At 63.2% G+C, this 26702-nt stretch carries 23 protein-coding genes; 11 read left to right on the top strand and 12 right to left on the bottom strand.

From position 1 onward, the window contains the following. Positions 1 to 7 precede the first annotated feature (7 nt). Positions 8 to 1180: an MFS transporter gene (locus BACI9J_RS02545; RefSeq protein WP_159733035.1), complete on the bottom strand. Its 1173-nt coding sequence runs from the start codon at positions 1178 to 1180 to the stop codon at positions 8 to 10. Then, positions 1177 to 1842, bottom strand: coding sequence for a GntR family transcriptional regulator (locus BACI9J_RS02540; RefSeq protein ID WP_159733034.1), 666 nt, complete (start codon positions 1840 to 1842; stop codon positions 1177 to 1179). The genes BACI9J_RS02545 and BACI9J_RS02540 overlap by 4 nt, the downstream gene beginning before the upstream one ends. A gap of 226 nt (positions 1843 to 2068) precedes the next feature. On the opposite strand from BACI9J_RS02540, the gene BACI9J_RS02535 reads away from it, so the two are divergent. Continuing rightward, positions 2069 to 5590 carry a discoidin domain-containing protein gene (locus BACI9J_RS02535; protein ID WP_159733033.1) on the top strand — a complete coding sequence of 1174 codons (3522 nt, stop codon included), beginning with the start codon at positions 2069 to 2071 and terminating at the stop codon, positions 5588 to 5590. A gap of 63 nt (positions 5591 to 5653) precedes the next feature. On the opposite strand, the gene BACI9J_RS02530 is transcribed toward BACI9J_RS02535, so the two are convergent. The 4 genes from BACI9J_RS02530 to BACI9J_RS02515 form a co-directional block, all read right to left on the bottom strand. Further along, positions 5654 to 6454 carry a GNAT family N-acetyltransferase gene (locus BACI9J_RS02530; protein ID WP_159733032.1) on the bottom strand — a complete coding sequence of 267 codons (801 nt, stop codon included), beginning with the start codon at positions 6452 to 6454 and terminating at the stop codon, positions 5654 to 5656. Between the two features lie 84 nt (positions 6455 to 6538). Next, positions 6539 to 8491: a DUF2264 domain-containing protein gene (locus BACI9J_RS02525; protein ID WP_159733031.1), complete on the bottom strand. Its 1953-nt coding sequence runs from the start codon at positions 8489 to 8491 to the stop codon at positions 6539 to 6541. Further along, positions 8491 to 9642 (bottom strand): LacI family DNA-binding transcriptional regulator, encoded by a 1152-nt coding sequence (locus BACI9J_RS02520; protein WP_236558314.1) that lies wholly within the window; start codon positions 9640 to 9642, stop codon positions 8491 to 8493. The genes BACI9J_RS02525 and BACI9J_RS02520 overlap by 1 nt, the downstream gene beginning before the upstream one ends. Continuing rightward, positions 9639 to 11627 carry a heparinase II/III family protein gene (locus tag BACI9J_RS02515; RefSeq protein WP_159733030.1) on the bottom strand — a complete coding sequence of 663 codons (1989 nt, stop codon included), beginning with the start codon at positions 11625 to 11627 and terminating at the stop codon, positions 9639 to 9641. The genes BACI9J_RS02520 and BACI9J_RS02515 overlap by 4 nt, the downstream gene beginning before the upstream one ends. Positions 11628 to 11790: 163 nt before the next feature. Between BACI9J_RS02515 and BACI9J_RS02510 the strand changes: the two genes are divergently transcribed. From BACI9J_RS02510 to BACI9J_RS02485, 6 genes are all read left to right on the top strand, one after another. Next, entirely contained in the window at positions 11791 to 12804 is a 1014-nt protein-coding gene (locus BACI9J_RS02510) for a hydroxyacid dehydrogenase (protein WP_159733029.1), read from the top strand. A 75-nt stretch (positions 12805 to 12879) separates the two neighbouring features. Continuing rightward, on the top strand, positions 12880 to 14160 hold the full coding sequence (locus BACI9J_RS02505) for an ABC transporter substrate-binding protein (protein WP_159733028.1): 1281 nt from the start codon (positions 12880 to 12882) through the stop codon (positions 14158 to 14160). A gap of 125 nt (positions 14161 to 14285) precedes the next feature. Beyond that, complete coding sequence (locus BACI9J_RS02500; protein ID WP_024818234.1) at positions 14286 to 15212, top strand: carbohydrate ABC transporter permease; 927 nt, start codon at positions 14286 to 14288, stop codon at positions 15210 to 15212. Further along, positions 15212 to 16153, top strand: coding sequence for a carbohydrate ABC transporter permease (locus BACI9J_RS02495; RefSeq protein ID WP_159733027.1), 942 nt, complete (start codon positions 15212 to 15214; stop codon positions 16151 to 16153). Before BACI9J_RS02500 ends, BACI9J_RS02495 begins: the two co-directional genes overlap by 1 nt. Next, positions 16150 to 16860 carry a DUF624 domain-containing protein gene (locus BACI9J_RS02490; RefSeq protein WP_159733026.1) on the top strand — a complete coding sequence of 237 codons (711 nt, stop codon included), beginning with the start codon at positions 16150 to 16152 and terminating at the stop codon, positions 16858 to 16860. The genes BACI9J_RS02495 and BACI9J_RS02490 overlap by 4 nt, the downstream gene beginning before the upstream one ends. Positions 16861 to 16878: 18 nt before the next feature. After that, positions 16879 to 18642: a glycoside hydrolase family 35 protein gene (locus BACI9J_RS02485; RefSeq protein ID WP_159733025.1), complete on the top strand. Its 1764-nt coding sequence runs from the start codon at positions 16879 to 16881 to the stop codon at positions 18640 to 18642. A gap of 208 nt (positions 18643 to 18850) precedes the next feature. Here the strand turns inward: BACI9J_RS02485 and BACI9J_RS02480 are convergent, their stop codons facing one another. From BACI9J_RS02480 to BACI9J_RS02465, 5 genes are all read right to left on the bottom strand, one after another. After that, positions 18851 to 19747, bottom strand: a complete 897-nt coding sequence (locus BACI9J_RS02480; RefSeq protein ID WP_442858655.1) for an IS3 family transposase — start codon at positions 19745 to 19747, stop codon at positions 18851 to 18853. Positions 19748 to 19764: 17 nt separating this feature from the next. Continuing rightward, complete coding sequence (locus BACI9J_RS24725; protein ID WP_442858628.1) at positions 19765 to 20070, bottom strand: transposase; 306 nt, start codon at positions 20068 to 20070, stop codon at positions 19765 to 19767. Positions 20071 to 20444: 374 nt separating this feature from the next. Beyond that, positions 20445 to 20786, bottom strand: a complete 342-nt coding sequence (locus BACI9J_RS02475) for a hypothetical protein (protein ID WP_159733023.1) — start codon at positions 20784 to 20786, stop codon at positions 20445 to 20447. A gap of 89 nt (positions 20787 to 20875) precedes the next feature. Then, the gene (locus BACI9J_RS02470; protein ID WP_159733022.1) at positions 20876 to 22594 is read right to left on the bottom strand and encodes an amidase; all 1719 of its coding nucleotides are present in this window, start codon (positions 22592 to 22594) and stop codon (positions 20876 to 20878) included. Further along, on the bottom strand, positions 22594 to 23652 hold the full coding sequence (locus tag BACI9J_RS02465) for an agmatine deiminase family protein (protein WP_159733021.1): 1059 nt from the start codon (positions 23650 to 23652) through the stop codon (positions 22594 to 22596). Before BACI9J_RS02465 ends, BACI9J_RS02470 begins: the two co-directional genes overlap by 1 nt. A gap of 92 nt (positions 23653 to 23744) precedes the next feature. Here BACI9J_RS02465 and BACI9J_RS02460 point away from each other — a divergent pair, with 92 nt between their 5' ends. The 3 genes from BACI9J_RS02460 (at position 23745) to BACI9J_RS02450 (ending at position 25612) form a co-directional block, all read left to right on the top strand. Continuing rightward, positions 23745 to 24380: a TetR/AcrR family transcriptional regulator gene (locus BACI9J_RS02460; RefSeq protein WP_159733020.1), complete on the top strand. Its 636-nt coding sequence runs from the start codon at positions 23745 to 23747 to the stop codon at positions 24378 to 24380. 62 nt (positions 24381 to 24442) lie between these two features. Continuing rightward, positions 24443 to 25093: a CG0192-related protein gene (locus BACI9J_RS02455; RefSeq protein ID WP_159733019.1), complete on the top strand. Its 651-nt coding sequence runs from the start codon at positions 24443 to 24445 to the stop codon at positions 25091 to 25093. 96 nt (positions 25094 to 25189) lie between these two features. After that, positions 25190 to 25612: a hypothetical protein gene (locus BACI9J_RS02450; RefSeq protein WP_159733018.1), complete on the top strand. Its 423-nt coding sequence runs from the start codon at positions 25190 to 25192 to the stop codon at positions 25610 to 25612. Between the two features lie 56 nt (positions 25613 to 25668). Here BACI9J_RS02450 and BACI9J_RS02445 read toward each other — a convergent pair whose 3' ends face one another. Next, positions 25669 to 25971, bottom strand: coding sequence for a DUF3040 domain-containing protein (locus BACI9J_RS02445; RefSeq protein WP_159733017.1), 303 nt, complete (start codon positions 25969 to 25971; stop codon positions 25669 to 25671). Positions 25972 to 26180: 209 nt separating this feature from the next. Between BACI9J_RS02445 and BACI9J_RS24245 the strand changes: the two genes are divergently transcribed. Then, positions 26181 to 26684, top strand: a complete 504-nt coding sequence (locus BACI9J_RS24245) for a hypothetical protein (RefSeq protein WP_236558312.1) — start codon at positions 26181 to 26183, stop codon at positions 26682 to 26684. The last annotated feature ends 18 nt before the right edge of the window (positions 26685 to 26702 follow it).

Raw genomic sequence — 26702 nt, 5'->3', positions numbered from 1 at the left:
GCAAGTCTTAGTCGTCCAGCCGAACCCCACGCAATAGCAACATGGTTCCGCCCACGGCAACCGCGGAAGCCAGGAACACCCCCGCTGCGCCGAGGCCCACCGCCACCACGCCGATTGCACTGGGCAGGACCACCTGCCCCACCCTGTTTCCGGCCAACCGCAAGGCGAGCGCACGTCCGCGTTGGCCTTCGGGGGCTTGGGCCGAGAGCCAGGACATGGTCAGTGGTTGGCCTATCCCGAGCCCGAGGCCGAGGAATGCCATGACGATGAACAGCAGCCACTCGGGCATGGGAATGGCTGCGACACCGAGCGCAACTGTGGAGATGGCAAGGCTGAGGACCAGCAGCTTCATCCGGCCCAGTTTCCGTGACATGCTGCCCAGACCTAGCCGGGAAACCATGGAAAACAGAGCGCGAACGGTCAGCATGAGGCCCACGGTTGCTGCGGTGAGGCCCCTATCCGCGCCCAGTGCCGGCAGGTAGACAACGGTCAGGTCCACTACTGCCAGCACAGTGGCGCTGGTTGCGAGGGCGCGGACCACGCCCGGGGTCCGGAGGAGAGCAACAGCTCTGCCCTTCGGCCCGCCCTTGGCGATGCGCCTTCCCTGGCTGACCTTGGAAGAAATCACGAACGTGGTCAGGAACAGCACCAAGCTCATAGCGGTGGCGAGCAGGAAGATGGCCTGCGTATTCGGCCGAACAGATGCACCGCCCACCACGGAAATGGCCAACGGTCCCAAGGCTTGGCCCAGTGATGCGGCGAAGGTCAGGTATCCGAAAGCCGAGTCCAGGCGCGAGGAGGCAGCGTTGTTCGCCACTACCGCTTGCTGCCCCACCACGCAGGCCAGCTGGCCTGCGCCCAGCAGCGCTGTCCCGGCCACGAGTGCCGGAACCGATGTCCCCCAGAACAACAGAAACGCTGAACAGCCCAGTACGACGGCGGCCCCTATCGCCATGAGCCGGCGCTCGCCCAGGCGGTCCACCAGTCCGCCGATGGGCAGGGCAAGCAACAGGGGAAACACTGCGTAGCTCGCGGCTAGAAGTCCCAACGCAAATCCGGGAACGTCCAATTCGAGCGCACGGTACGTGGTGGCTGGCCGGACAAGGAAAGTGACGGCCTGGATGAGGGCCGAGTGAATCAGGAGTGCGGTGGACGAACGCCGTCCGAGTTCGCCGATCATTCGACCACGAGGCCGGTGCTTGAAATGACCCGCAAGGTCTCATCACGTGCGCCGATCACGTGGTCGAAAGCAACCTTGGCTGCCTTCTCCGCATCCTTCGATGCGATGGCTTCGACCAGGAGCCGGTGATTGGCCAGGGCTTCATCACGGCGTTCAGGGGCGTTGTTGGTGAAGTAACGGTAGCGCTCAACCTGACTGCTGATCTGATCGTGAAAGCGCCTGGCCCAGGAGTTTCCGGCGATCCTGGCGATGGCTGCGTGGAGGGCCACCCCGTACTTCATGGCTTCATCGGCGAATTCCACCAGGGCGGCATTACGGGCAACAATCCCTCGAAGTTCTTCAAGGTCCGCCTCGGTGGCATTGGCACACGCTTCCCGGGCCATCAGCGACTCCAACGCAGCACGGACGTCATACAGCTCTGAAATGGCCGTTTCGTCCAGCACGGGAACCATGACTCCGCCGGTGGCTTGCTGCTCGAGCAGGCTCTCCGAGATGAGCCGCCGAATGGCTTCCCGTAGCGGCGTCCGGCTGACCTGCAGGGCCGCAGCCATGGCTGGCTCATAGATTCGCTCACCAGGCTTGAGCTCCAGGCTGAGGATCCGGCGTTTCAGCTCGCCGTAGACAACGTGTGCCCCTGTGTTTCGTGGCTGTGGATCTGCCATGCCGGGCCTCTCGTAGACAATAGGTGTACTTGTATACAAGTATCCACCGCCAGTCCGACACTGAGCAACCAGAGCAACACGGAATGAAGGTGACCACTTCTGACTGACCCCGAACGAGCCTGTTCGAATGCCTTGTTGCCGCCCCAAGAGACTCATAGTCTCGGCTTGCCCGGCCTTCCCGGAAACCGGGCAGCACCCGAATGAAACCCCAAAGATGAGGTCCCCCATGGCGTTTACCGCTCGAAGAATCCGAAGGCCCGTGGCAGTGCTGGCGGCAGCTGTTACGGCAGCGGCCGGCCTTGCGCTCCTGCCCGCGACTACACCGCAAGCACACGCTGCTGACGCAACCGCCGTCACCATCACCCCGAACCCGGCCAGCCGCGGCGAAGCGTTCGAGGGTTGGGGCACCAGCCTGGTCTGGTTTGCGAATGCGACGGCGGGGTACTCCCCCGAGCTGCGTGAGGAGCTGTACCAGAAGGTCTTTGGCGAGAACGGGCTGAACCTCAACATCGCCCGCTACAACGTCGGTGGCGGCAACGCCTCGGACGTCCCGAACTACCTCAATGACGGCAGCGCTGTGGAGGGATGGTGGAAGCCGGTCACTGAAGCACAACCCGGCCAACCGGCGTCGAACCTTTACAACCCGGACGGAACCGTAGACAAGACGCAGGCCAACAAGCTCGCTTTCCTGAACGCCTGGGACCCTGATAACCCCGCGTCCTACAACCCCGATGCCGATCAAAACCAGCGCTGGTGGGTGGAGCGCCTCGCCGCGGACCAACAGATCACGCACTGGGAAGCCTTCAGTAACTCCCCTCCATGGTTCATGACCAAGAGCGGCTACGTGTCCGGCCAAGTCAACCCCGCCAAGGGCGAGAATCTGCTGCCCGAAGCGGAAGCGAAGTTCGCCGCCTACATGAGGAACGCCGTCGAGCTTCTTGAAAAAGGCAGCGGCGTTACCGTGGACACCATTGATCCGTTCAACGAGCCGAACTCCGGCTACTGGGGTACGGACATCGACGCCGCCACGGGCAAACCGCCCACCAGCTACACGCAGAAGCAGGAAGGCGCACTGATTTACCCGGCAGCCCAGGACCGCGTGACCAAACTACTGGCTTCCGAGCTGGAAAAAGGCACCACGGACGCCGTCATCTCCGCGATGGACGAGACCGACCCCACCAAGTTCATGACCAACTGGAACGGCTACAGCCAGGAAGCCAAGGACGCGGTTGCCCAGCTCAACGTCCACACCTACGGGACCAATGATCGACGCCGGGTCCGCGACCTCGCCAACTCCACGGACAAGCCACTGTGGATGAGCGAGGTTGGCGGTTTTTGGACCGGCAACCCTGCGCTCGGCGACTCCACCAGCGGCTGGGACCGCTCCAACATCACCAACGGCCTGGGCATCGCGGGCCGAATGGTCAATGACCTCCGCGAGCTGGAACCCGACGCCTGGGTGTTCTGGCAGCCGGTAGAGGACACCTACAAGCAGGAAAAGGCGGACAAGGGCTGGGGTTCCATCTACGTTGACTTCGACTGCAACTACGAAGGCCGCGAAGGCTTCTCCAACCGCCGCATCAATGACGGCGCAACCGGAGACCAAGCCAAATGCAAAGTCCTGACCAACCAGAAGTACAACACCACCCGGAACTTCACGCACTACATCCGTCCCGGTGACTTCCTGATCCAAAACGACAACGCCAAGACCGCCAGCGCACTCCGCGCCGACGGAAACGGCGCCACACTGGTCCACTTCAATGACACCCCGACGCCGGAAAAGGTCACCTTGGATCTCAGCCGCTTCGGCTCAATTGCTCCCGGCGCCAAAGTCACGCCAGTGGTCACCACCAAGTCGCCGTTGGATGACATCGAGAAGAACGCGCTGGTGAAGGGCACTCCGGTTGCCGTGGACACTGCAGCCAAGTCCGCCACGCTTGAGGTTCCTGCCGCATCAGTGGTGACGTTCGTCGTCGACGGCGTCAGTGGAGTTTCGGACGACGCCGCACCTGTGCAGGACGGTCACAGCTACCACCTCAGCGGTGAGGCCAGCGGGAAGTACCTGACCGGGCGTGCGAACGGTACCGCCTCCATCGAAGAACTGGGCACCGATGCCGCTGGCGTGGCTCCGCAGATGTGGACATTCAACGCCGTGAACGCTGACGACGAGTTTGCGAACGATCGCCGTTGGGTTCTGACCAACAAGGATGGCAAGGTTCTCACCGGCAACGGTGGTGTGCTCAACGGCAGCCAGAGCGGTGCGGCAACGCTGGGTTCTCTGACGCTGGATCAAGCCAAAGCGACTCCTTCTGCACAGTGGATAGTAACTACTGAGAACGGCAAGCAATGGTCCCTGGTGAATGCGGGCGCTGCGATTGCCCTGCAGGTTACAGGCAACCAGACCGCAGCGGGAACGTCTGTGGCTCTGGCATCGTCCACAGGAACCACAGCAACCGCATGGGCCAACCCACACCAGGCGTGGGCCTCTACAGACATTGCGGATCTGAAGCTCATGGGCGTCACGCCCGTTGAATTGAGCACGCTTCCCGGCGTGGCACCTGTCCTGCCCAGCACCGTCACTCCCCTGTACGCGGCGGGTCCGGGAAAGCCGCTGGCCGTTACCTGGTCCGCAGTTGACCCTTCGGTTTGGCAGAAGGAAGGGAAAGTGACCCTCCAGGGGTCGGGCCTTGATCCCTACGGGCAGGCGTTCACTGATGCCCTGCTGACGGTGACCGTTGGGCAATACGTGGCCACAGATCCGGCGTCCGTCACAGTGGGAATCGGTTCTACTGTGGCCGAAGTCCAGGCTGCCGCGCCCACGTCCGTCCCCGGACAAATCGGCGATGGCCCGGCCCGTAACCCGCTCCCGGTCACGTGGGACTGGGCTTCTCTCTCAGAATCCGCCCTGCAGTCCACCGGCTCAGTGACAGTTCCCGGCACGGCGGGTTCACTGCCTGCGAGCCTCACAGTGCTGGTGGTGGACCGGGTTCCCAGCAGCAATATCTGCAAGGACGATCCCACCACTTCTGTCACGGCGAGCTACACCGAGGGCTCCTACATTGCCAAGAACACCTGCGATGCCAACGCCTCCACGCGCTGGTCCAATTGGGTCAGCGGTGGCCGGGCGGGTGACAACCTGAGCTACGCCTTCGGCCGCGACTACACCGTTTCCTCTGTGACCGTGACGTCTGCGGAAAAGGCCGCCCAAAGCCTCAAGGTCCAGTATCAGGATGCCTCCGGAGCGTGGAAGGACACCTCCGCGGGAACCATCACGGGACTCTCCATTTCTTCACCGACAACCGTCCGCTTCGACCCCGTCACCACCCGCGGGATCAGGGTTTCGTTCATGACCACGGCTTCGTACACGAAGATCGCTGAGGTTGCCATCGCGGGTTCCCGCCTGGCCGACGCCGGACTGGCCGACCTCGGCCGGCTCCTCGTCAACCAGGCCTCGGTTATCGGCTTCCACCCGGCGACCACCGACTACAGAGTGCTGACACCCACGGCGACTCCCGCCGTCGTCGGCTACCCGCTGGACACCAACGCAAAGGTGACCGTCCAGCAGCCCACCGCTGAGAACCCGACGGCGGTAGTCACCGTGACAGCACCGGACGGCACCGCCAAGCAGTACAGCGTGACAGTGTCCACGGGCAAGGACGCGTGCAAGAGCGACGGCTGGAAGAACAGCCCATCGCCCGTGTTCACCAACCAAGGGCAGTGCGTGAGCAGTTTCGCGGCCGGGAAGTAGGTCCTCAGTAACGGTTCGGGTCTCCTCCTGCTATGCGCGGGAGGAGGCTCGCGCCGTTTCTGCCTAGCCGCGCACCCAGCGGTACGGCGTCGTCGTCGAGACCTTGAGCAAGCCGGAGCGCTCCAGGATGGGCCGCGAAAATTCGGTGGAGTCGCTGTGAATCAGGGTCTTTCCCATGTCCAGCGCGGCCTGTGCACGGCGGGCCGTCAAAGCCCGGTAGATCCCGCGACCGCGCCACTCTTTCCTCGTGGCACCACCCCAGATTCCGGCGAAGGACGTGTCCGGCGCCGGCTCCAGGCGTCCTGCGCTGACAATCTGACCGTCAGCTTCAGCTACCCACAACTGCATGCCATCGCGCAAGGACAGCCTGTGCAGCAGGGCATCGGCCATTTCATCTGACACAGGTTCCCCGAAGACCTCGTCTTGCATCGCGCTCATCGTCCGGACATCAGCTTCATCCGTTACCTGCCGGAGGGTCACGCCTTCGGGAAGCGGCACCTCTGCGCTCAACGCCTTCGCTTCGCCGATCATGATGGATTCGGGCTCGTCCTGGGTGAAGCCATTCTCGATGAGCGCTCCGTGCAAACCCGGCGCGCGATCATGCCCGCGCGATTTCCATTCCACCCTGGTGATGTCAGGTTCAGCGCGGAAGTAGGCTACCGTCTCGGCGACGAGCCGGCTGACGGTGGGCGCATCCACGTTGCCCAGGTCCTGGTAGGTCACGAAGCCGCGGCCCTTCATGAACGTCACCCAACGCAGCGGGCCGTGCCGGGTCACTTTGATGGCACTCGGCGTCTCCGCGTCGGTACGGAGGTTGGCGTCGTAAGCATCAAGGAAACGTGCGCGGTCTTCGCTGAGGGTCATTCCGCGAGCCTACTGCAGCCTGGCTGGTCACCCGATTTCGATGGTTCCCTGCGCACCATGCCGTGCGCCCGGCACGGTCAGCAGCTAGGCATCGAAATGGGCGGGCCACAGTTCGGCGAGGGTTATTGAAGCACCGTCGGGGAACACGAACTCTCCCTCGCCCTCCCCTTCCCCGGCAACAAACGTGACACCTGCGTCCTGCGAAGCACCTCCGTCACCGGCGAGAACGACGACGGCGGCATAGTCGCCGTCGTGCGAGGAGCCTGCGGTACCCACCCAGGGAATGGTGAGCTCCGAGCCCATGGGGTGGGCGCCGGGGCGGGCGAACGTCCCGGACGAATCCAACGCCAGGCCGTACCCGGGAACAGGGCGGATGGTACTGGTTGCTGACGACGCGGCATCCACAGGCCATCCGCCAATCCGCAACGCAGCACCCGAACCGGCGGAGGCACCAGAGGCACCCGAAGCACCCGAAGCACCTGCAGCACCCGTTACCCGCACCAGCCTGAGTTCCACCGCACCCCGCGTCACTGAAACCACCGTGACCGAGGGCCCTGGAGTCGCAACCCCTGCAACTCCGCTGCCGTGATCGGGGCCGGCATCAGGATCGGGTTCAATCCAGTGGGCTGTGAACCGCGACGCGCCAACCTGGAAGCCACCTTCGGCAAAGGACCCGAGGTGTTCGAACCCCGTCCGGTGCGTCAGCCGTTCAGAGGAGTCAAGGAACGCCACCGCGTTGTCCACGGACTCCGGCGTGAGGTCCGGGAACGTGTGAGTCGAGTACCCAATCCGGGCATACAGCGGCGAATCAGCCACCACGGAGCCAACAACAGCGTGATCCGTGGCATGGTTCCGGATCCGGACCACGCCGTCCGCGCGGGTACCGTCAATCTGCCAACCCGGCGCTTTGATCAGCCGCTGAGTGTCCGCAACCTCAACGGGCAGGGGAGCTTCAACGGAGGTCCAGGCCAGGTGATCCGCCGGCAGCACCAGGCCCAGCATGCCCTTCGCAGCCCAATACGGTGATCCAGCACCGGAGTAGGCCTGCTTCATCCCGGCGAATTCTCCCTGCCAGCCGATGGAGAGAAGCCCGTCCCCGGTGATGGACCCGTGCCGGGCAAAGTAATCCAGCATTCCGGACGCTGCACGGCGGGCCATGCCGGGAGCCAAACGCGTGTGCCCGGACAACTCCCCCACCCAGAATGGTGCGGCCGCCGCGAACCGGTAGATCAAACTCCGGCCTTGAATGAGCGGGGCTCCGTTTGCCCCCACAAGGTACGCGGCGTCGTCCAGGAAATCAGCCAACCGATCGCCGTCGAGCTTCTTGCGGGCGGCAACGCGGGGATCGTTGGGAGCCATCAGCGCCCAAAGCTGCGGGTACACCTGGAAAGCCCAGCCAACGTAATGGTCGTAGGCGCGTTCGGGACCGTCGGCGAACCAGCCACCGCCCCGGTACAGCGAATCGTGGATGGCGAGTCCGGCGTCGATGTCCTCGTCCGAGTACCGGCCACCAACTGATGCAAGGAACGTCTCCACCACAATCTGGAACCACACCCAGTTGATGGGCGGATACTCCTCACCGATCACAGTCTCAAACCAGGCAATGAGTTGCTCCTGCACGCGCTCCGGGAGCTTGTCCCACAGCACGTCACGCGTCAACGCCAAACCAACAGCCAACGACGCCGCCTCAACCTTCGCCTGCCCCAGCTCACCTGGCGTCGGCCACCGGTCAGGGTTGGCGGGATTGGTTCCGGCGTCCAGGCCGTCGGCATACCACTGGGCGATCCACCCGGTGCTGGCGGGGTCGCCTGCAATCCGGAAGGAGGCCAGGAGGAACGTCCGGGCGAAGGCTTCGAGTGAATCGCTTCGCGGGCCGTACCGGCTGTTTGCTCCGGGCAAGTGGATGTTGGCGTGGTCCTCGGTCCCAAAACGGTGGGCAGAACGCAGGAGGTGATCCGCGTACGCGCACCAGTGCTCGCGGGTCAGGCCGGTGTATGGGGAAAGCGCGTGGTCCAAAGGGGGCAGGACAAGAGTCATCAGAGCGAGTCCTCCAGCAGTACACCTGCAAGCCCTCGCGGTGCACCTAACGAAGAATCGCGCACAATCAGCTCAGGGTTCAGGTCAATCCGATGCACAGGGCGCATCCTTCCTTCGGCCAGGCGGGCAGCCATGAGCTGCACCGCCACTTTGCCCACATAGCTTTTGGGTGGTCGAACCGCGGAAATCGCAGGCTCGGCAAGGTAGGCAACTTCGTCGTCGTATCCAACGATCGCCATGCTGCCGGGGACGTCCACCCCGCGGTCCACGCAGTGCTGTACGAACGCCACGGCCTGGGTATCGGAGTGCACCAACATTGCGGTGGTCCCTGATGAACGGCAGAGCTCCAGGACCTGATCAAAGTGCTGGGCGCGGTCGCCGTTGTCCAGCTTGGCCGAATCCTCGTGGATGGACTTGTCCAGGGGGATCTTCAAAGCGTTCAGGGCCTGCTTCCAACCGCGGACCACGTGGGGACTGGTGGGACTGGTGGAATCGGTGAGGCAACCGATCATCCGGTGCCCCTCTTGCCACAAATGCCGTACGGCCATCCCGGCACCGAAGGAATGATCCGTGGCCACCCATTCAAGGCGGTGCGACGGGATCTCCGACGGCGCCCGACGCTCGGCCATGATCACCGGAATGGGCAACGCATTGAGCCAGCGGAGAAGCTCTTTGCCGTGCTCACCACCCATATCCGGGGCCACAATCAGGCCGTCAATGTTCTGCGTATCCAAGAGTGCCTGGACCTGGCGGCGGTTATCGGCTGCATCGTAGGCGGAGCCGCGCACCAGGATACGGAGATTCTGGACCTCGGCCTCTCCACGTGCACCGGAAATCACTTGCGGCCAGTAATAGTCCAAGGACGGAACCACCATGCCGATTGAGTAGCTGTGAGCCGAGGGCCGTCCCACAGCCGCCGATCGATCCAAGGGGCTGGGCAGCGTAGCACCCCCGTGAACACGCGAGACAAGGCCTTCGTCCGCCAAGGTGTTCACATCGCGTCGGATGGTCAACTCACTGACGCCCAGTTTCACCGCGATATCGCGCACAGTGATGGCGCCATGGGCACGCAGCTCCTCCATGAGACGCTCACGTCGTTGCAGCGAAAACAGCGACTTTCCGCCCATTTCGGGCGTCTGTTCGGAACTCAAGGTGTTGCCTCCACTGTGAGGGTGAATGCGCCGGAAGCGCGGTTTTCGGCGGGCATGCGGAATCGGAGCCGGGTCAGCTTTTCGCCCCAGATATCTCCCAGGAGCGGATCGTCCAGGAGCCATTCGTCCACCAGTACGACGGCGGTGGCCGGCTTCCAGCGGAGATGCAGCCCTCTGTTGGTTTCCACGGCCGGAATCCCCTCAGGCGTGATGGTTGCCGTCGCGTCTGAACCGACGCGGACAGTGCCGGACATCAGATAGGTGATGTCGACGTCGTGCGTTCCCTCTGGCGGGTGCGTTCCCTCCGTGCCAGCCGGCAGGTTCCAGCGGTCGTCAATCACCACAGTCCCCAGCTCGCGGTTCATGAGCGAGGTTCGGATCCACTGCTCGGCGTGGTCCAGGCCGTAGGCAGCCCCGAGTCCCAGGGCGAGCGTCGGTTCCTCGGCGGTGGGTTCCTGCAGAACGGTTGCCGCAAACGAGGGCCCGGTCCCCTGTTCCAGTCCGAACGGCGCCGGCACGCTGTGCCAGGCGCTCTGCATGGCCCGGATCAGGTACCGATCAGGTCCGAACGTTTGGGCGGTGTAGGTGGGCTGGCCGGCATCCACCAGCAACGGCACACCGTCCACGGCCACCACCACTGAGCCCACGTCGCGGTGGTTGTGGTGCTCGCCGTTGTGTCCGCCCTTCGCCGCGAGCGTGAGCCCATCCGAGGAGCCCGGAGTTTGCCGCGCCACCATGATCTGGACCGATGGCAGGTACGTCCCCCAACTGGGGGACAGCACATGTCCCAATGGGCCCTCATTGCGACGTTTGCTGTCCCCTAGTTGGGGGCGGGAGGTGAGTTGGGTGAGGACGCGGCCCAGTCCGGCGGCGGCTTTGGGTTCGGGCTCGACGGCGGCAAACGTTGCGGCATGTGCGGCGGCCTCAGAGTCCCCCAGCCGGACAGCCCATCGGTGCAGCATTCCCCACGGCAATCCGTGGTGGGCTCGGGCCGGACCGTCGGCCACGTTCAGGAACCACCGGTTGCCCAGATGCATCCGGTGCGGGAAGGCCACCAGTGCACGGATCACGGGCAGGTCAGGATTCAGGACACCGCCACTTGCCTCCTCCAGCAAAGCGAGGCCTTCCAGCGCACGCCCGGCACCGTTCCACCAGTAGGCGAAGCCCTCGTCGATGGCGCCATCAGCCGGGATGGAGGCGAGGAAACGGTCCAATCCTTCAATACAGCGGGCAACCACCTCCGCCTGCAGCCCCGGGTCGTCCACCAGCAATAGCGCTGCCACAATGATGTTCGAGTGGATCCATGGGTTCCAGTTGTGGACATCACCGTCCAAGCCCAGCCAGTGCCAGTCGAGGCGGTCCAGGAACGGGCGGATCACGCGTTCGTTCGTCTCCAGGCGGATCCGCCGACGGAGACCGGGGGCGCGTTCATCCAGCAGAGAACCCAGCACATGGTCCAGCCACGCGAGCTGAGCCACCACTTCTCCTGCACCGAGGTCCAGATACGGCCGGGAACGGTCCGGGACCACCTCGCCGTCGCGCGTGAACACGTCATCATGCGCGGCCCAACTCCACGAGCTCTGCTCACACAGGAGGTACGCGCCATCAATCACTTCGTCGAGCCAGCCGTCATCAGAGGGACCACCCAAGGCAGCCATCACGACGGCGCGCGTCAGCCGCTGCTGCCGGCCCGCCACCAGTCCCTCATACGCCGTGCGGTTTCCGTCCCGGAAGTAGCGCGCGTAGTGCGAGACCAGTGGCTGGGGCCACGGCGTCCCGGCATCCGCATTTGCCAGGGTACGCAGCTCGGAAAGGGGGCTGGCAGCAGCGAGCTGCCACCCGGCGTCGGACGCTGGACGAACGGTGAGGCGATTACGGGAGCCAACAAGTGTCTGCTTCAAAGCGGATGCGCCTGCTGACTCACCCCAAGCGGTCAGCAGGGGCGTCAGGGGTGGCGCGTCAACGGCGGCGGTGCCGGTTGCCATAGGAATTCTTCTCTCATTTGTTCGAGTCTGAACGTTTAAGATCAAGCTCGATTGAGTTGAATGAACTGTCTTGTTTATGAGTATGTACTGATTATTAGATGTGATGCAACACATAAATCACGGTCGAACAGGCCACCGATAGCTTCGAAGGGAGGATCCCTCAATGTCGCTCAAGCCCCAGGCACTGCTGGTCATGAATAGCGGAACCTTTGCTGATCAGTTCGACTCCACACGACTGGAGCGGCTGGCAGGAATGGTTGATCTCGGTGATCAGCCGTGGACGGATTCCTTGGACACCCCGGAACTGACGGGTCGCCTGGAAGAGGTGGAAATCCTCCTCACCAGCTGGGGAGTACCGCAGCTCAATGCTGAGCGTCTGGAGCGCATGCCCAAGCTCCGGGCAATTTTCCACTGTGCAGGAACAGTGCGCAGCTTCGTCAGCGAGGAGCTCTGGGATCGCGGCATCACCGTAACCAACGGGGCCGACGCCAATGCCATACCGGTAGCCGAGTTCACGTTCGCTTCAATAGTCCTCGCGGGCAAGAAGGCCCACGTGCTGGCCAACGACGCCCGCACCTACCGGGAAGACTGGAGCTACATAGGTAACCGCGGCGAATTGGGCAACATCGGACGGGTGATCGGCGTGATCGGGTTCTCCCGGATAGGCCGCCGGGTGGTTCAACTGGTCCAGCAACTCCAGGACGTCACCTGCTTGGTGAGTGATCCTTATGCCGATCCGCGTGAAGTGGCCGCCGCGGGCGGCAAGCTGGTGACGTTGGAGGAGCTCCTGCCCGTATCCGACGTCGTGACCATCCACGCACCCGCACTGCCGGAAACCCGCAACATGATCAGCACCGCCGAGCTGCAGTCCATGAAGGACCACGCGACGCTCATCAACACCGCCCGCGGTTCGCTCGTGGACACTGAAGCCCTCGAGAAAGAGTGTGCCACCGGACGGATCACTGCCCTGCTGGATGTGACCGAACCCGAGCCTCTACCCGCCGAATCCACCCTGTACAACCTCCCCAACGTGATCATCACCCCGCACATTGCAGGTTCGCTCGGGACTGAAACCAGGCGGATGTCAGATGCCGCACTGGATGACCTGGAGCGGTACCTCGCCGGCAAGGACCTCCTTGCCCAAGTAGTCCACGCGGACCTCGGCCTCAGCGCCTAGATCCCCTCAAGAACACCCGGCACCAACCAAGCCGCACCTACGGCAAACTTAAACCCAGTACTAAAGGAGAACGCAATGAAGCGCACAACCCTCGCCGCAATCGCCCTTGCGGTGACTGCAGGGCTCGGACTCACCGGCTGTGCCGGCGCTGCCGGTCCCGCCGAACCGCAGGCGGCCGAAGGCAAAACCCGGCTGACCGTTTCGGTGTGGAACTACGAGGGCACCCCGGAGTTCAAGGCCCTCTTTGACAGCTACGAGGCTGCCAATCCCAACATCGACATTGAGCCCGTGGACATCCTGGCCGATGACTACCCCCAGAAAGTCACCACCATGCTGGCCGGCGGTGACACCACTGACGTGCTCACCATGAAGAACGTGATCGACTACTCCCGCTACGCCAACAACGGCCAGCTGCAGGAAATCAATGACGTTGTAGACAAGGTGGGCAAGGACAACCTCGCCGGCACGGACGCCTTCAACATTGACGGCAAGTACTTCGCAGCCCCCTACCGCCAGGACTTTTGGCTCCTGTACTACAACAAGGACCTGTTCAAGGCTGCCGGAATTGAAGATCCCAAGGACCTGACCTGGGAAAAGTACACCGAGATCGCCAAGAAGCTCTCCACCGAGGCCGGCGGTAAGAAGACGTACGGCACCTACCACCACATTTGGCGTTCAGTGGTCCAGGCCATCGCAGCAGCCCAGAACGGTGCTGACCAGAACAGCGGCGATTACGGCTTCATGGAGGACCAGTACAACACCGCGCTGGACCTGCAGAAGTCCGGAGCCACCTTGGACTTCGGCACCGCCAAGAGCCAGAAGACCAGCTACCGCACCATGTTCGAGTCCGGCCAGGCGGCCATGATGCCCATGGGTACCTGGTACATCGCCGGCATCCTCCAGGCAAAGAAGGACGGCAAGACCAACGTCAACTGGGGCTTGGCCCCGATGCCGCAGAAGAACGACGACGGCAAAGTCACCACGTTCGGTTCGCCCACGGCCTTCGCCGTGAACAAGAACGCGAGCCACTCCGATGAAGCCAAAAAGTTCATCGAGTGGGCCGCCGGAGAAGAAGGCGCCAAGGCGATCTCCAAGATCGGCGTAGTCCCGGCCCTGCAGAACGACGCCATCACCGCTGAGTACTTCAAGCTCGATGGCATGCCCACGGACGAGCTGTCCAAGAAGGCCTTCACGCCGGACACCACCGAGCTGGAAATGCCTGTCAGCGACAAGTCAGCCGCCACGGACAAGATCCTCAACCAGGAGCACGACCTGATCATGGTGGGCGAGCGCTCCGTCACTGATGGCATTGCCGAGATGGGCAAGCGCGTCACGAGCGAAGTGCTGGGCAAGTAATCCCGCCTGGCAAGTAACTCTCCCCGGTTCCGGTGCTGCATCCTTGAGGCGCAGCACCGGAACCCGGACCTGAACTCTCCGGATCCTGAAATGGAGGAACGCCCCCGCCCCCGGGAGCGGTCATCATGACTACAGAAACAATCCCCCAGGCACCTGCCCCAGTGCAGAGCCGCGGCAACAGGAAGCAAGCCAGGCGTAATACGCTGATCGGCTGGACGTTCATCCTTCCGAACTTCCTTGGCTTCCTGGCCTTCACACTCATTCCAGTCGTGGCCGCTTTCGCGCTCTCCTTCATGGAATGGACCTCGTTCAGCGCTCCCAAATGGATTGGCCTGGCCAACTTCGAGCGCATGTTCGCCTCCGATTCCTTCTGGATCGCCCTGCGGAACACCGTTGTCTACGCCTTGGGCCATGTGCCGCTCACCATGGCTTTGGCACTGCTGCTGGCCATGCTGCTGAACCGCAAGCTCAAGGGCATCGGCTTCTTCCGGGTAGCGATCTTCTTCCCTTACATCACCTCGCTGGTGGCTGTGGCAGTGGTTTGGAACATGCTGTTCAGCCCGGACAGCGGCCCCATCAACCAGTTCCTCGGCGCAATCGGCATCGCCAATCCTCCCGGCTGGACCTCCAGCTCGGACTGGGCCATGCCTGCGGTGATCATCACCAGTGTGTGGCGGGACATGGGCTACTACATGGTCCTGTACTTGGCCGGTCTTCAGGCAATCCCCACCGAGCTGTACGAAGCGGCCGAAGTTGACGGGGCCAGCGCGTGGCAGCGTTTCTGGAACGTCACCATCCCGTCCCTGCGTCCCACCACGTTCTTTGTGGTGGTCATGCTGACGGTCTCCAGCTTCAAGGTGTTCGACCTGATTGTGGTCATGACCAACGGTGGCCCCGGGCGGTCCACCACGGTGCTGTCCCAGCTGATCTACCAGGAAGGCATTGGCGAAGGTAAGTTCGGCTACTCCTCGGCCATTTCGCTGGTCCTGTTCATCATCGTGCTGACGGTCACCGTCCTGCAGTTCAAGATCCAACAGCGGAGGGAACGCTGATGACCAACATGGCCGAAGACCTCAAAGCCACTCATGTGACGGACGCAGCCTCATCTCCGTCCGGGGCACCCAGTGCGGAAGACCGTCGTCGTACTGACCGCAAGCGTTCCCCGCGGGAACAGAAGAAGCGCACCGCAAACATTGTGATTTATGGTGTTCTGGTGGTCCTGGTGGTGGCGCTCATGGTGCCGTTCATCTGGATGCTCTCTTCCTCGCTGAAGGAAAACAACCAGGTCCTCACCGTCCCCATCCAGTGGATCCCGCAGGAGTTCGTGTGGAGCAATTACACGGACATCTGGACCCGCATCCCCATGATGGGCTACCTGCAAAATTCGCTCTACCTCGCCGTGATCATCACCTGCCTCCAGGTCCTCACAGGCTCGCTGGCTGCCTACGGTTTCTCCAAGGTCCGCTTCCCGGGCCGCGACGTCCTGTTCCTTGCCTACATTGGCACCATCGCCGTTCCGTGGCAGGCCTACATGGTGCCGCAGTACATCATGATGCAGAACCTTGGCCTGACCAACAGCTTCAACGCCCTCATCCTGCTGCAGGCGTTCGGCGCTTTCGGTGTGTTCCTGATGCGCCAGTACTACATGACCATCCCGGACGAGCTCTGCGAAGCGGCCCGCATTGACGGCCTCAGCGAGTACGGCATCTGGGCCCGCGTGATCCTGCCCCTGTCCAAGCCCGCCCTCGCCAGCCTGGCACTGCTCACGTTCGTGAACACGTGGAACGACTACATGGGCCCGTTCATCTACCTCACGTCCAACCGACTCTGGACTGTCCAGTTGGGCCTCCGGTCCTTCGTTGGCCAGTTCGACGCCGAGTACGCCATGATCATGACCGGCTCTGTGATCTCCGTGATCCCCATCCTCATCATCTTCCTCATCGGCCAGCGCTACTTCATCCAGGGCATCGCCACCAGCGGGATGAAAGGATGAGTACTGTGGCGGGGCAGAAGCGACGGCGGTGGGCCAGCCCGGGGTTCGAAACCTTCGGGAGCATTTTCGGCTTCATTTACACCTTCCTGGCCGGAAACGCGTTGCTCGCCGTGGCCAACGCCCCGCTGGTCCTCAGCCTCTCGCTGGTGGCCGACCCCGCCGCTGCATGGCCGTTCTTCCTGGCGCTCTCGGTCACCATTGCGCCCTCACTCGCCGGCATCTTCGCCGCCTTCAAGGCTCTGAACGACGACGGCGGTGCGGTCAAGCCGGTTGCCGCTTTCCTTCGGGGATACAAGCGCAGTTTTGCCAAAGCCGCACTGCTTGGCGTGGGGGCCGTGGCCATGCTGCTGTTCCTCGGCGTGGACTTGGCCGTCATCCAGAACAATGCAGCGGCGATTCCCGGCGCGGCCCTTCTGGTGCCGCTGATCGTAGTAGCAGCCGCCGTGACGGTGACCCTTTCCGTCACGGCGATTGCCGGCGTCGTACTTCTGCCTGAGGCGAGGCTGAAAGGCATCCTCAAGGCCTCGCTGTATCTGGCCGTTCAGCGCTGGTACCTCAGCCTGGCCATGCTGATCCTGCTGGGGATCATCGTTTCCGCGGCAGTGCTGCAACCTGTCCTGGGCATCGCGCTGGCACCGGCGCCGCTGCTGTTCGTGATTTGGAGCAACGCCTCCTACGTTTTCCACGCCGTGCTCCGCACCCCGTAATACTGTTAGGACCATTTCTTGGACACGTTCGAAATCGGAGATCAGGACTTCCTCCTGAATGATCGGCCCTTCCGCATCCTCTCCGGCGCCATCCACTACTTCCGGGTTCACCCCGATCTGTGGGCGGACCGGATTGAGAAGGCCCGGCTGATGGGGCTGAACACCATCGAGACGTACGTGCCGTGGAATGAGCATTCACCCTCTCCCGGCGCTTTTGTTGCCGACGGCGCGCTGGATCTTGGCCGGTTCCTTGACTTGGTGGCCGATTCCGGGATGCACGCGATTGTCCGGCCAGGTCCCTATATTTGCGCCGAATGGGACAACGGAGGGCTGCCCGCCTGGCTGTTCACCGACCCCACTGTTGGCGTGCGCAGCAGTGAGCCCGGCTATCTCGCCGCAGTTTCCTCCTACATGGAAGCCGTCCTGGCTCTGGTGGTGCCGCGGCAGATTACGCAGGGCGGCCCCGTGATCATGTTCCAGATCGAGAACGAATACGGCGCTTATGGCAGCGACAAGGCGTATCTGCAGCATTTAGTTGACCTGTCCAAGCGTCTGGGTGTTGATATCCCGCTGTTCACCTGCGATCAGCCGTTCGGGACCATGATCGAGGACGGCTCACTGCCGGAACTCCACAAGACTGGAACGTTCGGCTCCCGTTCGCTTGAGCGGCTCGGTTTCCTGCGGGAGCGGCAGCCTACCGGACCCCTGATGTGCGCCGAGTTCTGGAACGGTTGGTTCGATAACTGGGGAACGCACCACCACACCACCGACGCCGCTGTTTCCGCCGCCGAACTGGACGCGCTGCTGACCGCAGGTGCTTCAGTGAACATCTACATGTTCCACGGCGGCACCAACTCCGGGTTCACCAACGGTGCGAACCACAAGGGCATTTACGAGCCCACCATCACCTCCTACGACTACGACGCACCGCTCTCCGAAGACGGACACCCCACGGCCAAGTACTTTGCATTCCGGGACGTCATTGCCAAGCACTTCCCGGTTCCAGCGGAGGTGCCTGTCGGTCGGGTTCCTGCCCCGGCTTCTACCGTTTCTGTCTCGGCGACCACGCCGTTGCTCTCCGCTGCTGCGGCTACGTCCTTGGCTACGTCCTTGGCGCCCGGAGCCGTTCCTCCTGTCGAGATGACCGGGCAGTACCGCGGCTTTTATCTGTACGAGGTCTCGCTTCCGGCCGGAGGAGTCTTGTCCTTCTCCGAGGTGCGGGACCGTGCCCAGTTCTTCCTGGACGGCGTGCCCGTGGGCGTCCTGAGCCGGGAACAGGGCGAGCGTGCCATTGTCATCCCCGGTGGTGGCCGCCTCCAGGTCCTTCTGGAGGATCAGGGCCGGGTGAATTACGGGCAGAGGATCGGCGAGGCCAAAGGGCTGATAGGGCCTGCACTGCTAAATGGTGTGGAGGTGTTGGACTGGAAAGTCGGTGCTGTTGACCTGGCCTCGCTGGACGCCTTCCGGACCACTGCCCTGCCCCTTCCCGCAGGTGATGTGGACGCCGGCGTGGGCGGTCCGTCCATCTCCTTTGCCACTTTTGAAGCGGACGGCCCGCGCGACCGTTTCCTCCGCCTGGACGGTTGGACCAAGGGCAATGCCTTCATCAACGGCTTCAACCTCGGCCGCTACTGGAGCCGCGGGCCGCAGCGAACGCTATACGTTCCCGGTCCGCTGATCCGTGAAGGCGCCAACGAGCTCGCCATCCTGGAACTCCACGGAAGCGCCACGCGTGAGGTGAGTTTCGTCGTCGAGCCCGATCTCGGCCCCGACGAAAAGTAACCCTCCATCACATCCCGCGCCCTTTAACCCAACCCTCCATCACATCCCACGCGCCAAAACCCAACCCTCCATCACATCCCACGCGCCAAAACCCAACCCTCCATCGCATCCCACGCGCCAAAACCCAACCCTCCATCACATCCCACGCACCAAAACCCAACCCTTGCGTTCGTCAACTTTTTGAGACAGGTTCGTTGTTTGTTTTGGGTTAGGCGGCCAGGGGTTGGTGGGCGTGGGTTTGGTATTGGGTGTGGGCTTTGGCTGGTGGGATGCCACCTGCTCTGCGGTTGGGCCGGCGGCGGTTGTACCAGGCTTCGATGTAGTCCATGACTCCGGTGCGGGCAGCGAGCCGGGAATCATAGCGTTGGTGGTGGTAGAACTCGGTTTTTAGGTGGGAGAAGAAGTTTTCCGCGACCGCGTTATCCCAGCACACCCCGACCTTGCCCATGGACTGGGTGACCCCGTGATCGCCGCACCATCTCTGGAATTCATCAGAGGTGTACTGGGTTCCCCGGTCTGAATGGAACACCACCGAGGTCCCGGTCAGATGCCCATGGTTCCGGGCCATCTGCAGGGCCGCGGTGCACAGGCTAGCGCGCATGTGTGCGGCCATGGACCAGCCGATCACCATGCCCGAAAACAGGTCAATGACGGTGGCAAGGTAGAGCCAGCCCTCACCGGTGCGCAGGTAGGTGATGTCACCAACGAGACGGGTTCCGGGCACTGTTGAGGTGAAGTCCCGATTGCCCTTAGCGTCGAGCATGTGGTTCTCAATATGAGCTGTTTTGGCCTGCGGGTCCTGGACCGTGGTGGCCTTCCAAGCCCGGGTGCGGACTGCCCGCCGCCCGTGCTCGCGCATGATCGCACCCACCGTCGGGGCTGAGACCTTCACCCCGCCCTCGTTCAAAAGGAGGGTGAGCTGGTCCCGGCCCGCACGGCCTTCCTCTTTCGTGTAAAGCGTGGTCACCGCCGCAGCGAGCTGCTCGTGCCGTACCACCCTTGGCGGCGGGCCTGCGGGATTCCGCCACCGGTAAAACGAGGCCCGGGAAACCTTCAACGCCCTGCACAGCCACACCACCGAATGGTTGGCCTTCTCCGCTTCGATGAACTCGTAGAAGTCCTCTACTTTTGCTTCGCGGCAAAGAAGGCGCTGACTTTTCCCAGGAACTCAACCTCAGCCTTCAACCGCTCGTTCTCGGCCAAAGCCTTCTGGTGCTCTTCCCATTCCACGGGCCCACGATCGGGCACCGGGACCAGTGTCGGACCACCAGGGGAACGCTGACGGGCCCGCGCAAGCCAGTTGCCCAACGTGCTTTCCTTCACCCCGATCTCCTCAGCTACCTGTTTTACCGACCGATCAGTGGACAAAACCAGCTGCACTGCTTCCTCACGGAACGCAGCATCATATTTTCTTCTGGGCGTGGTCATCTGAAGCGAATCTCCCATCAAGCTGTCTCAGAAAACCATACGACCGCACCTCCATCACATCCCGCGCGCTTGAGGGGCAACCATCGCTCACTTTCCTTAGAGGAGTGATGGAGGGTGCCGGATTAAGGCACGGGAAGCGAAAGAGCGTCCCGGAATAAGCCACGGGAGGTGATGGAGCGTCCCGGAATAAGCCACGGGAAGTGAAAGAGGGTCCCGGAATAAGGCACGGGAAGTGAAAGAGGGTCCCGGAATAAGGCACGGGAAGTGATGGAGGGTTGGGGACGCAGGAGGGGACCGGCTGGTGAGCCGGTCCCCTTCTGCGTATTCAGCGACGCTGCGTGTTCAGCGGTTGAATGTTCAGCGCGCGGGCGTCATTAGCCGCGGCAGAGCTCGCCGTACTTCGTTCCTGCTTCCTGGTAGGCCGCGGAAAGCTCGCCCAGCTTCTCCTCGCTCGGCTCCTCCTTGGCCTGCTCATCCAGGAAATCCAGAATGGCGGTGACAACCGGCTTCATCTCGGTGGAAGCCACCGATTCGATGGGCCGAATGGCGTTGGCTACGCGGTTGGTGGCGGTCTTGCTCGCGTTCTGGGGAATGCCGGCGGCGGCGACACCCACGCGGTCGCAGGTTTCCGCGGTGGTCAGCTGCTGCTGGGCGGAACAGGCGGATGCCGAGGCGATGAGCCCGGCAGCGATCAGGACAGTGGTGAGTTTCTTCATGATTCCCTCAGTGGTCGACGTCCCTTTGATTGTAATCAGAGCAGCGGCCGCATCACGCATTAGGTCCTGCTTGCCCGCCGCCGAACCCGCTACAAGGCAGGCGTACGGGGTGGTGCCGTTCGCCGTGAACCGGTGGCTTCGAAGGCGGCGGCCAACGCCAGCAGGGCATTGTCGTCGTAAGCGCGGCCGGCGAAGGTGAGGCCCACGGGCATGCCGATATCCGCCATGGTTCCCATGGGTACAGTCACCGTGGGAATGCCCAAGTGCCTCGGGACAAGGTTCCCGTTGGCCACCCACACACCATTCCGCCAGCCGAGGTCCGCGGAATCAGGGTTGACGTCCATGTCGGCAGGACCAACATCCGCGACAGCCGGGAACAGGACAGCGTCCAATCCAAGCCCGTCCATCCACTCCTCCAGATCCACACGCCGTGTCTCCTCGAGCCCCTGCACTCCGCTTTCGAGCTCGGGAATCTCAGTGAAGAGCGATACTCCGTGCTCACGGACGTGCCCCGGATACTCTGCAATGTCGTCGTCGAATCCGTCGTAGCGGTCAGGCAAGGCACCTTCAGGATGCGGGAAAATCAAAGCGCCATCCACGTCCGTGAGACTGCTGAGTGCGGGATCGCCGTTGGCCCGCAGGAAGTCGTCCCACGCCCAGGCGGAAAGGTCCACGATTTCGCGCTTGAGGTATTCGGGGGTGACCAGGCCGCGTGTGGCGATAGTGGGTGCGCCGGGCCGGTCGCCTTCATAGTTTGAGACCACCGGGAAGTCCACCAGCACAACGTCAGCACCGGCTGCTTCAAGGTCCCGCTTCGCCGCCTCCCACAGGGCAATTACGGAAGCCCGCGTCTCGATGCGCTGCCCGGTGGGTCCGCCGATGCCCGGCTGAGCGCTGGTTCCGGCGTCGGGGTCTGCGTTGATGTACATGCGCGGCACTCCGAACCGCTTTCCCCGCAACGCCAGCTGTCCGCCGTCGGCGTCTTCCACGGACAGAGCCACGTATGACTCCGGCCGGACCTCGGAGGACTTCGGGATGGGAACCCATGGCTGTGCGCGCCAGAAGTCGCCGCGGGTCTCGGCGTCGTCGGCCACGATCACGTCCAGCAGCTCCAGCATGTCCGCCATAGTGCGGGTGTGCGGGACCACCACGTCCATGGTGGGGACCAGCGGCCAGTTGCCGCGCACGGAGATGACGCCTCGGGAGGGCGTGTAAGCGCACAGGGCATTGTTCGACGCCGGTGCGCGGCCACTTGACCAGGTCTCCTCGCCAAGACCGAAAGCGGCGAAGCTTGCCGCTGTCGCGGTCCCGGACCCGTTGGAGGAACCGGAACCGAACGCTGCAGTCAGGAACTCTGCGTTGTAGGGGCTTTCGGCGCGTCCGTAGACGCCACGTTGCATGCCGCCGTTGGCCATGGGCGGCATGTTGGTGAGGCCGATCAGCACCGCACCGGCATCCCGTAGGCGCTCGATGGTGAAGGCATCACGCTGCGCCACCAAGTGCTCGAACGCCGGTGATCCGGCTGCGGCAGTAAGGCCCTTGGCCAGGTAGCTGTCCTTGGCTGTGTAGGGTATGCCGTCCAACGGGCCCCTCAGAGTCCCGTTGGACCGCCGAGCGTCAGATGCCCTGGCGTCGTCCAAAGCATGGGGGTTCATGACCACCAGCGCATTGAGTTTGATGCCGTTGTGGTCGTAAGCCTCAATGCGGTCAAGGTACGCCTGCGTGAGCTGTTCGCTGGTCACCTCTCCGGCTTCCAGCGCCGCGCGCAACTGCGCGATGGAGGCTTCAACGACGTCGAAGGGGGCCATTACACTGCACCTCCACTGGTTTGTGTTGGAACGAGAAGGGGCTGCTGCTGGGTGATGCAGTGGATACCGCCGCCGCGGGCGAGGATGGGGCGTGCGTCCACGGTGACAACACGGCGGCCGGGGTAGGCCTCGGCCAGGATTTCTGCCGCGAGGGAGTCGGCACGTTCTTCGCCGTAGCCGCACGCGATGACGCCGCCGTTGACCACGAGGTGGTTGACGTAGCTCCAGTCCACAAAGCCGTCTTCGTCGCGCAGCGTTTCCGGCGCGGGCAGCGGGATGATCTCGAACGGTTTGCCGGCCGCGTCCGTTTGGGTTTCCAGGAATGACTGGAGAGTGCGGCTGACCTGGTAGTCCGGGTGCTCAGGGTTGGTTTGGGAGTGCAACAGGATCCGGCCGGGGGTGGGGAGGGTGGCCACCATGTCGATGTGGCCCCGGGTGCCCAGGTCCTCGTAATCGCGGGTCAGGCCGCGGGGAACCCAGATGACCTTGGTGGCCCCGATGGTGCGAGCTAATTCAGCCTCCACTGCAGCCTTGTCCGCGTAGGGGTTTCGGCGCGGATCAAGCTGTACCGTTTCGGTGATCAGCACAGTGCCTTCGCCGTCTACGTGGATGGCGCCGCCCTCATTAACCAGAAGGGAGCTGACCAGTTCAGCGCCGGATTGTTCCGCAACGAAACGGCCCATGCCGGCACTCTTCTGCCATTCGGACCATGCAGGCGCGCCCCAGCCGTTGAAGATCCAGTCCACCGCGCCAAGCACGCCGGGACGTTCGTCGTCGAGCACAAAGGTGGGTCCGACGTCGCGCATCCAGAACTCATCCAGCGGCACTTCAACTTGCTCGATGCCGCTGCCCAGCATGCGGGCAGCACGATCACGCTCGCTGGGGTCCACCACCATGGTGACCGGTTCGAATTCGGCTACCGCATGGGCGACGGCGGTCCACGCCCCGTAGGCCTCTTCGGCGGAGGCGGGGTCGTCGCCGAGGGTCAGGCCGGTGCGGGGGAACGCCATCCAGGTGCGCTCATGCGGTGCGGTTTCGGCCGGCATTCTCCAAGCCATGGGTGACTCCTTTGTCTTCTGACACGTTGTAGCAATCTTCTTGTTGATCACTCGATCAACAATGGTGAAAACTTAATCTAGACTGGTCCTTGATGTCAAGCACCCAGCAGAAACGCGCAGTCCGCAAGTCACCGGCAGAGCGCGCCGCGGAAATCACCGAAGCCGCCCGCGAAATAGCCCTCGAGGCCGGCCTCACAGCGCTCACGTTGCGCAATGTCGCCGCCCGCGTGGGCGTAGCTTCCGGGCTCGTGGCGCACTACCAGCCCACCATGGACGCGCTCGTTTCAAGCACCTTCGCCACCATCGTGGCCGCAGAAACACAAGAAGTTGCGGCCCTCCTGAGCCAACTCCCCGGACCATCCGAACGCTTGGCCCTGCTGGTGGAAACTCTGTTGGACAACAGCAGGCTGGACGTCACCGCAATCTGGGTGGAAGCCTGGACGCTGGGCCGCCGCAACGAAACGTTGGCTGCTTCAGTCCGCGAGCAGATGGATGCCTGGCAGAAGGTTTTCCAAGGAGTGGTGGAGGAGGGAAATGCGACCGGCGCCTTCAGCGTTTCCGATCCTGCCGCCGTCGCATGGCAGATCCTCGGCATGGTGGACGGCCTGAATGCACAAGCACTGGTCCGTTGGGACGGCGTCAACGATCGCGGCACTCATCTGGCCCACGCCGTCGAAGGCATGGTGGGCGCCGCACGAGGCTCCCTGGTGACCAATCCGGACGCGTAGCAAAGCCCACCAGCCCGCTGGTCTTGAGGGTGCCGCGCTCCCCCTGCCCTAGGCTGGGGAGCATGGCGCTCATTTACAAGGCAACCCTGTCCCCGTCCAAGCTCGAACTCATCGCCGACTACCTCCCGAAGCAGCCCTGGTTCATCCAGGATGGTTCACCGGAGCTCATTGGCGCCTACCGCTTTGATGATCCTGCCGGTGAGGTGGGCCTCGAAACGCACGTTGTCACCGCCGGAGAGCGCGTCTACCAGGTTCCCCTCAGCTACCGCGGCTACGAGCTGGCCGGGGCGGAGGAGTGGCTCATCGGCACCATGGACCACTCGGTCCTGGGCAAGCGCTGGGTCTACGACGCCTGCGCCGACCCCGTCTACGTCAAGGTCCTCGCCACCGCCATCCTCACCGGCCAGAAAGAAGCCGAGCTCATTGTGGACGGCGAGCCCGAGCCCCGCCCCAGCACCGTCACGGTGAAAGGCAGCGGAAAGCTCGACGGCGGCGTCCCCGCCTTGAGTGCTTCGGCGCCGGTATCCGGTAGCGGCGTAACCATCATTGATGCAGGCGAGCTGCGGTTGAAGGTCACCCGGGTTCTGGACGTGGCAGCGGATGCTTCAGCCAATACGGCCGCAGCCCCGGAGCTTCACGGGGACCTGATTCTCAACGGACACTGGGCCGGGCTGGAGAACCCGGTGGAACTGGCATCAGTGGTTCGGAACTAACCTTCCAGCTGCTTCGCCTCGCTGGGGTACCTGTTGGTCGCAGGTGCTCCGGCGTAGGCTGGCAACCAAGTCGTCTTCCTACGTGAGGAGTTCAGCATGTACAAAGCGCAAAGCATCATTCCCGCCGCCCAGGATCTTGCACGGGAGTGGGTATCGCATGCAACGGAGGGCACATCCGCGCAGACAGATGCAGTGGTGAGGTGGGCTTTAGGCCGGATCAACCACGCCGACGTCCCGTCCGTGGTTCAAGGCGTAATGCTCACGTTGACCGGGAACAAGAAGGCCGCCAAGGAAGCAAGGCGCACTGCCGAGAGGGCAGTTAAGAGGACCACGCAGGCTCTTAGCCGAAAGACCACGCAGCGCAGTTCCGGACGGGCCATATGGTTCACCGCCATTGCTGCTGCCCTGCTGGGAGCCGGCGCGGTATTTGCTTGGCGTACCATGCTGCCTCCGGGGGAACCTGAGCCGGTCAAGCAGCCGGAAACTCCTGTCCAACCGCCGGTGCCCCCGGTTCCGTAGCACCGCCGCCGCACCGGACCGATTCAGGTTCCGGAAGCGCTAACGTACCGAAGAAGCTAAGGCGCCGGGTCGTCGTCGTGCGGTAGTAATCGTCTCCGCAGCGACGTCCCGGCGAAGAGCCAGTAAGCTCCTCCGCTTGCCAACAGGAACCCCACCACGCCCAGGATGACCACTTGGGTGATGATCCCGGCGATGACCATGACGAAGCCGGCAATAACGGCCACAGTGCCAAGAACGGTACGTGCCACGGCTCCTCGCGGCCGGCCGGACTTCAGCTCATAGGCGAGGTCGGGATCCGTCGAAGCGAGATCCCGCTCCAGCTCTTCCAAGCTCCTGCGTTCTTCTTCCGACAACGACATCGGAGTTCCTCACCACATGAGCAGGGCCGCCAACGTTGCGTCGATGCTCGGAACATCAGCACGAGCGCTGCTTGCCGTGCCATGCCTTTATTATCTTCCCGATGCCCCGTTCTTACCAAAGGTCCTAAGCATGCTTACGATGGAGGGGCACGATTCTGACACACCACGAGCATGGAACCCCCACCCGCCGAATGGAAAGTTGAACTCCCATGGCACGACCAAGCGCTAAGAAAGCAACGAACACCATCCAGGCGGTTCCCAGGCGCCGCGGACCTGGAAGGGCCATTTGGCTTATCGCGGCCGGTCTCGTCGCTGGGATAGCCGGTGGAGTTTTCGGCTTCCGCATGCTGGTGCCGCCGGGAGAGCCCGAGCCAGCGACGGACCGTCGCCGTGAAGCAAGTCGCCGCGGAGCAAGTCCCCGCGAAGCAAGTCCCCGTGAGGCAACAGGCGCTTCCCGGGCGCAAAGAGACGATGCTTCACAGCCCCATGTGGAACAGCCCGCGGAAATCCTGGTCCCGGAAGAGCCGGTGGAAATCTCCACCAGGATGCGCCCGGGAGAATGGACTGAGGCGTCACTGCTGGAACACGTGGAGAACTACAAGCAGCAGATCCGGGACATGGGAGCCAGGGAGTCGCAAATTGTGGTGGACGTGGAACGGACGGAAGCAGGCGCTGCCCGGGTAGTGGTCAGTTGGGACAGGACTCTGCCGTAGCCGAAAGGGCGCAGGGCC

Source organism: Arthrobacter sp. 9V (assembly GCF_902506065.1).
In the GTDB taxonomy this organism is placed as follows: Bacteria; Actinomycetota; Actinomycetes; order Actinomycetales; family Micrococcaceae; genus Arthrobacter.
This window is presented reverse-complemented; position numbering and strand designations above follow the sequence as displayed.

Bases quoted from the DNA above. Each gene is read 5' to 3' on its own strand.
- BACI9J_RS02510 (WP_159733029.1), top strand. From the start codon at position 11,791: ATGTCGCTCAAGCCCCAGGCACTGCTGGTCATGAATAGCGGAACCTTT.
- BACI9J_RS02500 (WP_024818234.1), top strand. From the start codon at position 14,286: ATGACTACAGAAACAATCCCCCAGGCACCTGCCCCAGTGCAGAGCCGC.
- BACI9J_RS02470 (WP_159733022.1), bottom strand. From the start codon at position 22,594: ATGGCCCCCTTCGACGTCGTTGAAGCCTCCATCGCGCAGTTGCGCGCG.
- BACI9J_RS02505 (WP_159733028.1), top strand. From the start codon at position 12,880: ATGAAGCGCACAACCCTCGCCGCAATCGCCCTTGCGGTGACTGCAGGG.
- BACI9J_RS02495 (WP_159733027.1), top strand. From the start codon at position 15,212: ATGACCAACATGGCCGAAGACCTCAAAGCCACTCATGTGACGGACGCA.
- BACI9J_RS02525 (WP_159733031.1), bottom strand. From the start codon at position 8,491: ATGACTCTTGTCCTGCCCCCTTTGGACCACGCGCTTTCCCCATACACC.
- BACI9J_RS02535 (WP_159733033.1), top strand. From the start codon at position 2,069: ATGGCGTTTACCGCTCGAAGAATCCGAAGGCCCGTGGCAGTGCTGGCG.
- BACI9J_RS02460 (WP_159733020.1), top strand. From the start codon at position 23,745: ATGTCAAGCACCCAGCAGAAACGCGCAGTCCGCAAGTCACCGGCAGAG.
- BACI9J_RS02465 (WP_159733021.1), bottom strand. From the start codon at position 23,652: ATGGCTTGGAGAATGCCGGCCGAAACCGCACCGCATGAGCGCACCTGG.
- BACI9J_RS02515 (WP_159733030.1), bottom strand. From the start codon at position 11,627: ATGGCAACCGGCACCGCCGCCGTTGACGCGCCACCCCTGACGCCCCTG.
- BACI9J_RS02475 (WP_159733023.1), bottom strand. From the start codon at position 20,786: ATGAAGAAACTCACCACTGTCCTGATCGCTGCCGGGCTCATCGCCTCG.
- BACI9J_RS02445 (WP_159733017.1), bottom strand. From the start codon at position 25,971: ATGTCGTTGTCGGAAGAAGAACGCAGGAGCTTGGAAGAGCTGGAGCGG.
- BACI9J_RS02545 (WP_159733035.1), bottom strand. From the start codon at position 1,180: ATGATCGGCGAACTCGGACGGCGTTCGTCCACCGCACTCCTGATTCAC.
- BACI9J_RS02450 (WP_159733018.1), top strand. From the start codon at position 25,190: ATGTACAAAGCGCAAAGCATCATTCCCGCCGCCCAGGATCTTGCACGG.
- BACI9J_RS02530 (WP_159733032.1), bottom strand. From the start codon at position 6,454: ATGACCCTCAGCGAAGACCGCGCACGTTTCCTTGATGCTTACGACGCC.
- BACI9J_RS02540 (WP_159733034.1), bottom strand. From the start codon at position 1,842: ATGGCAGATCCACAGCCACGAAACACAGGGGCACACGTTGTCTACGGC.
- BACI9J_RS02455 (WP_159733019.1), top strand. From the start codon at position 24,443: ATGGCGCTCATTTACAAGGCAACCCTGTCCCCGTCCAAGCTCGAACTC.
- BACI9J_RS24725 (WP_442858628.1), bottom strand. From the start codon at position 20,070: ATGACCACGCCCAGAAGAAAATATGATGCTGCGTTCCGTGAGGAAGCA.
- BACI9J_RS02490 (WP_159733026.1), top strand. From the start codon at position 16,150: ATGAGTACTGTGGCGGGGCAGAAGCGACGGCGGTGGGCCAGCCCGGGG.
- BACI9J_RS24245 (WP_236558312.1), top strand. From the start codon at position 26,181: ATGGCACGACCAAGCGCTAAGAAAGCAACGAACACCATCCAGGCGGTT.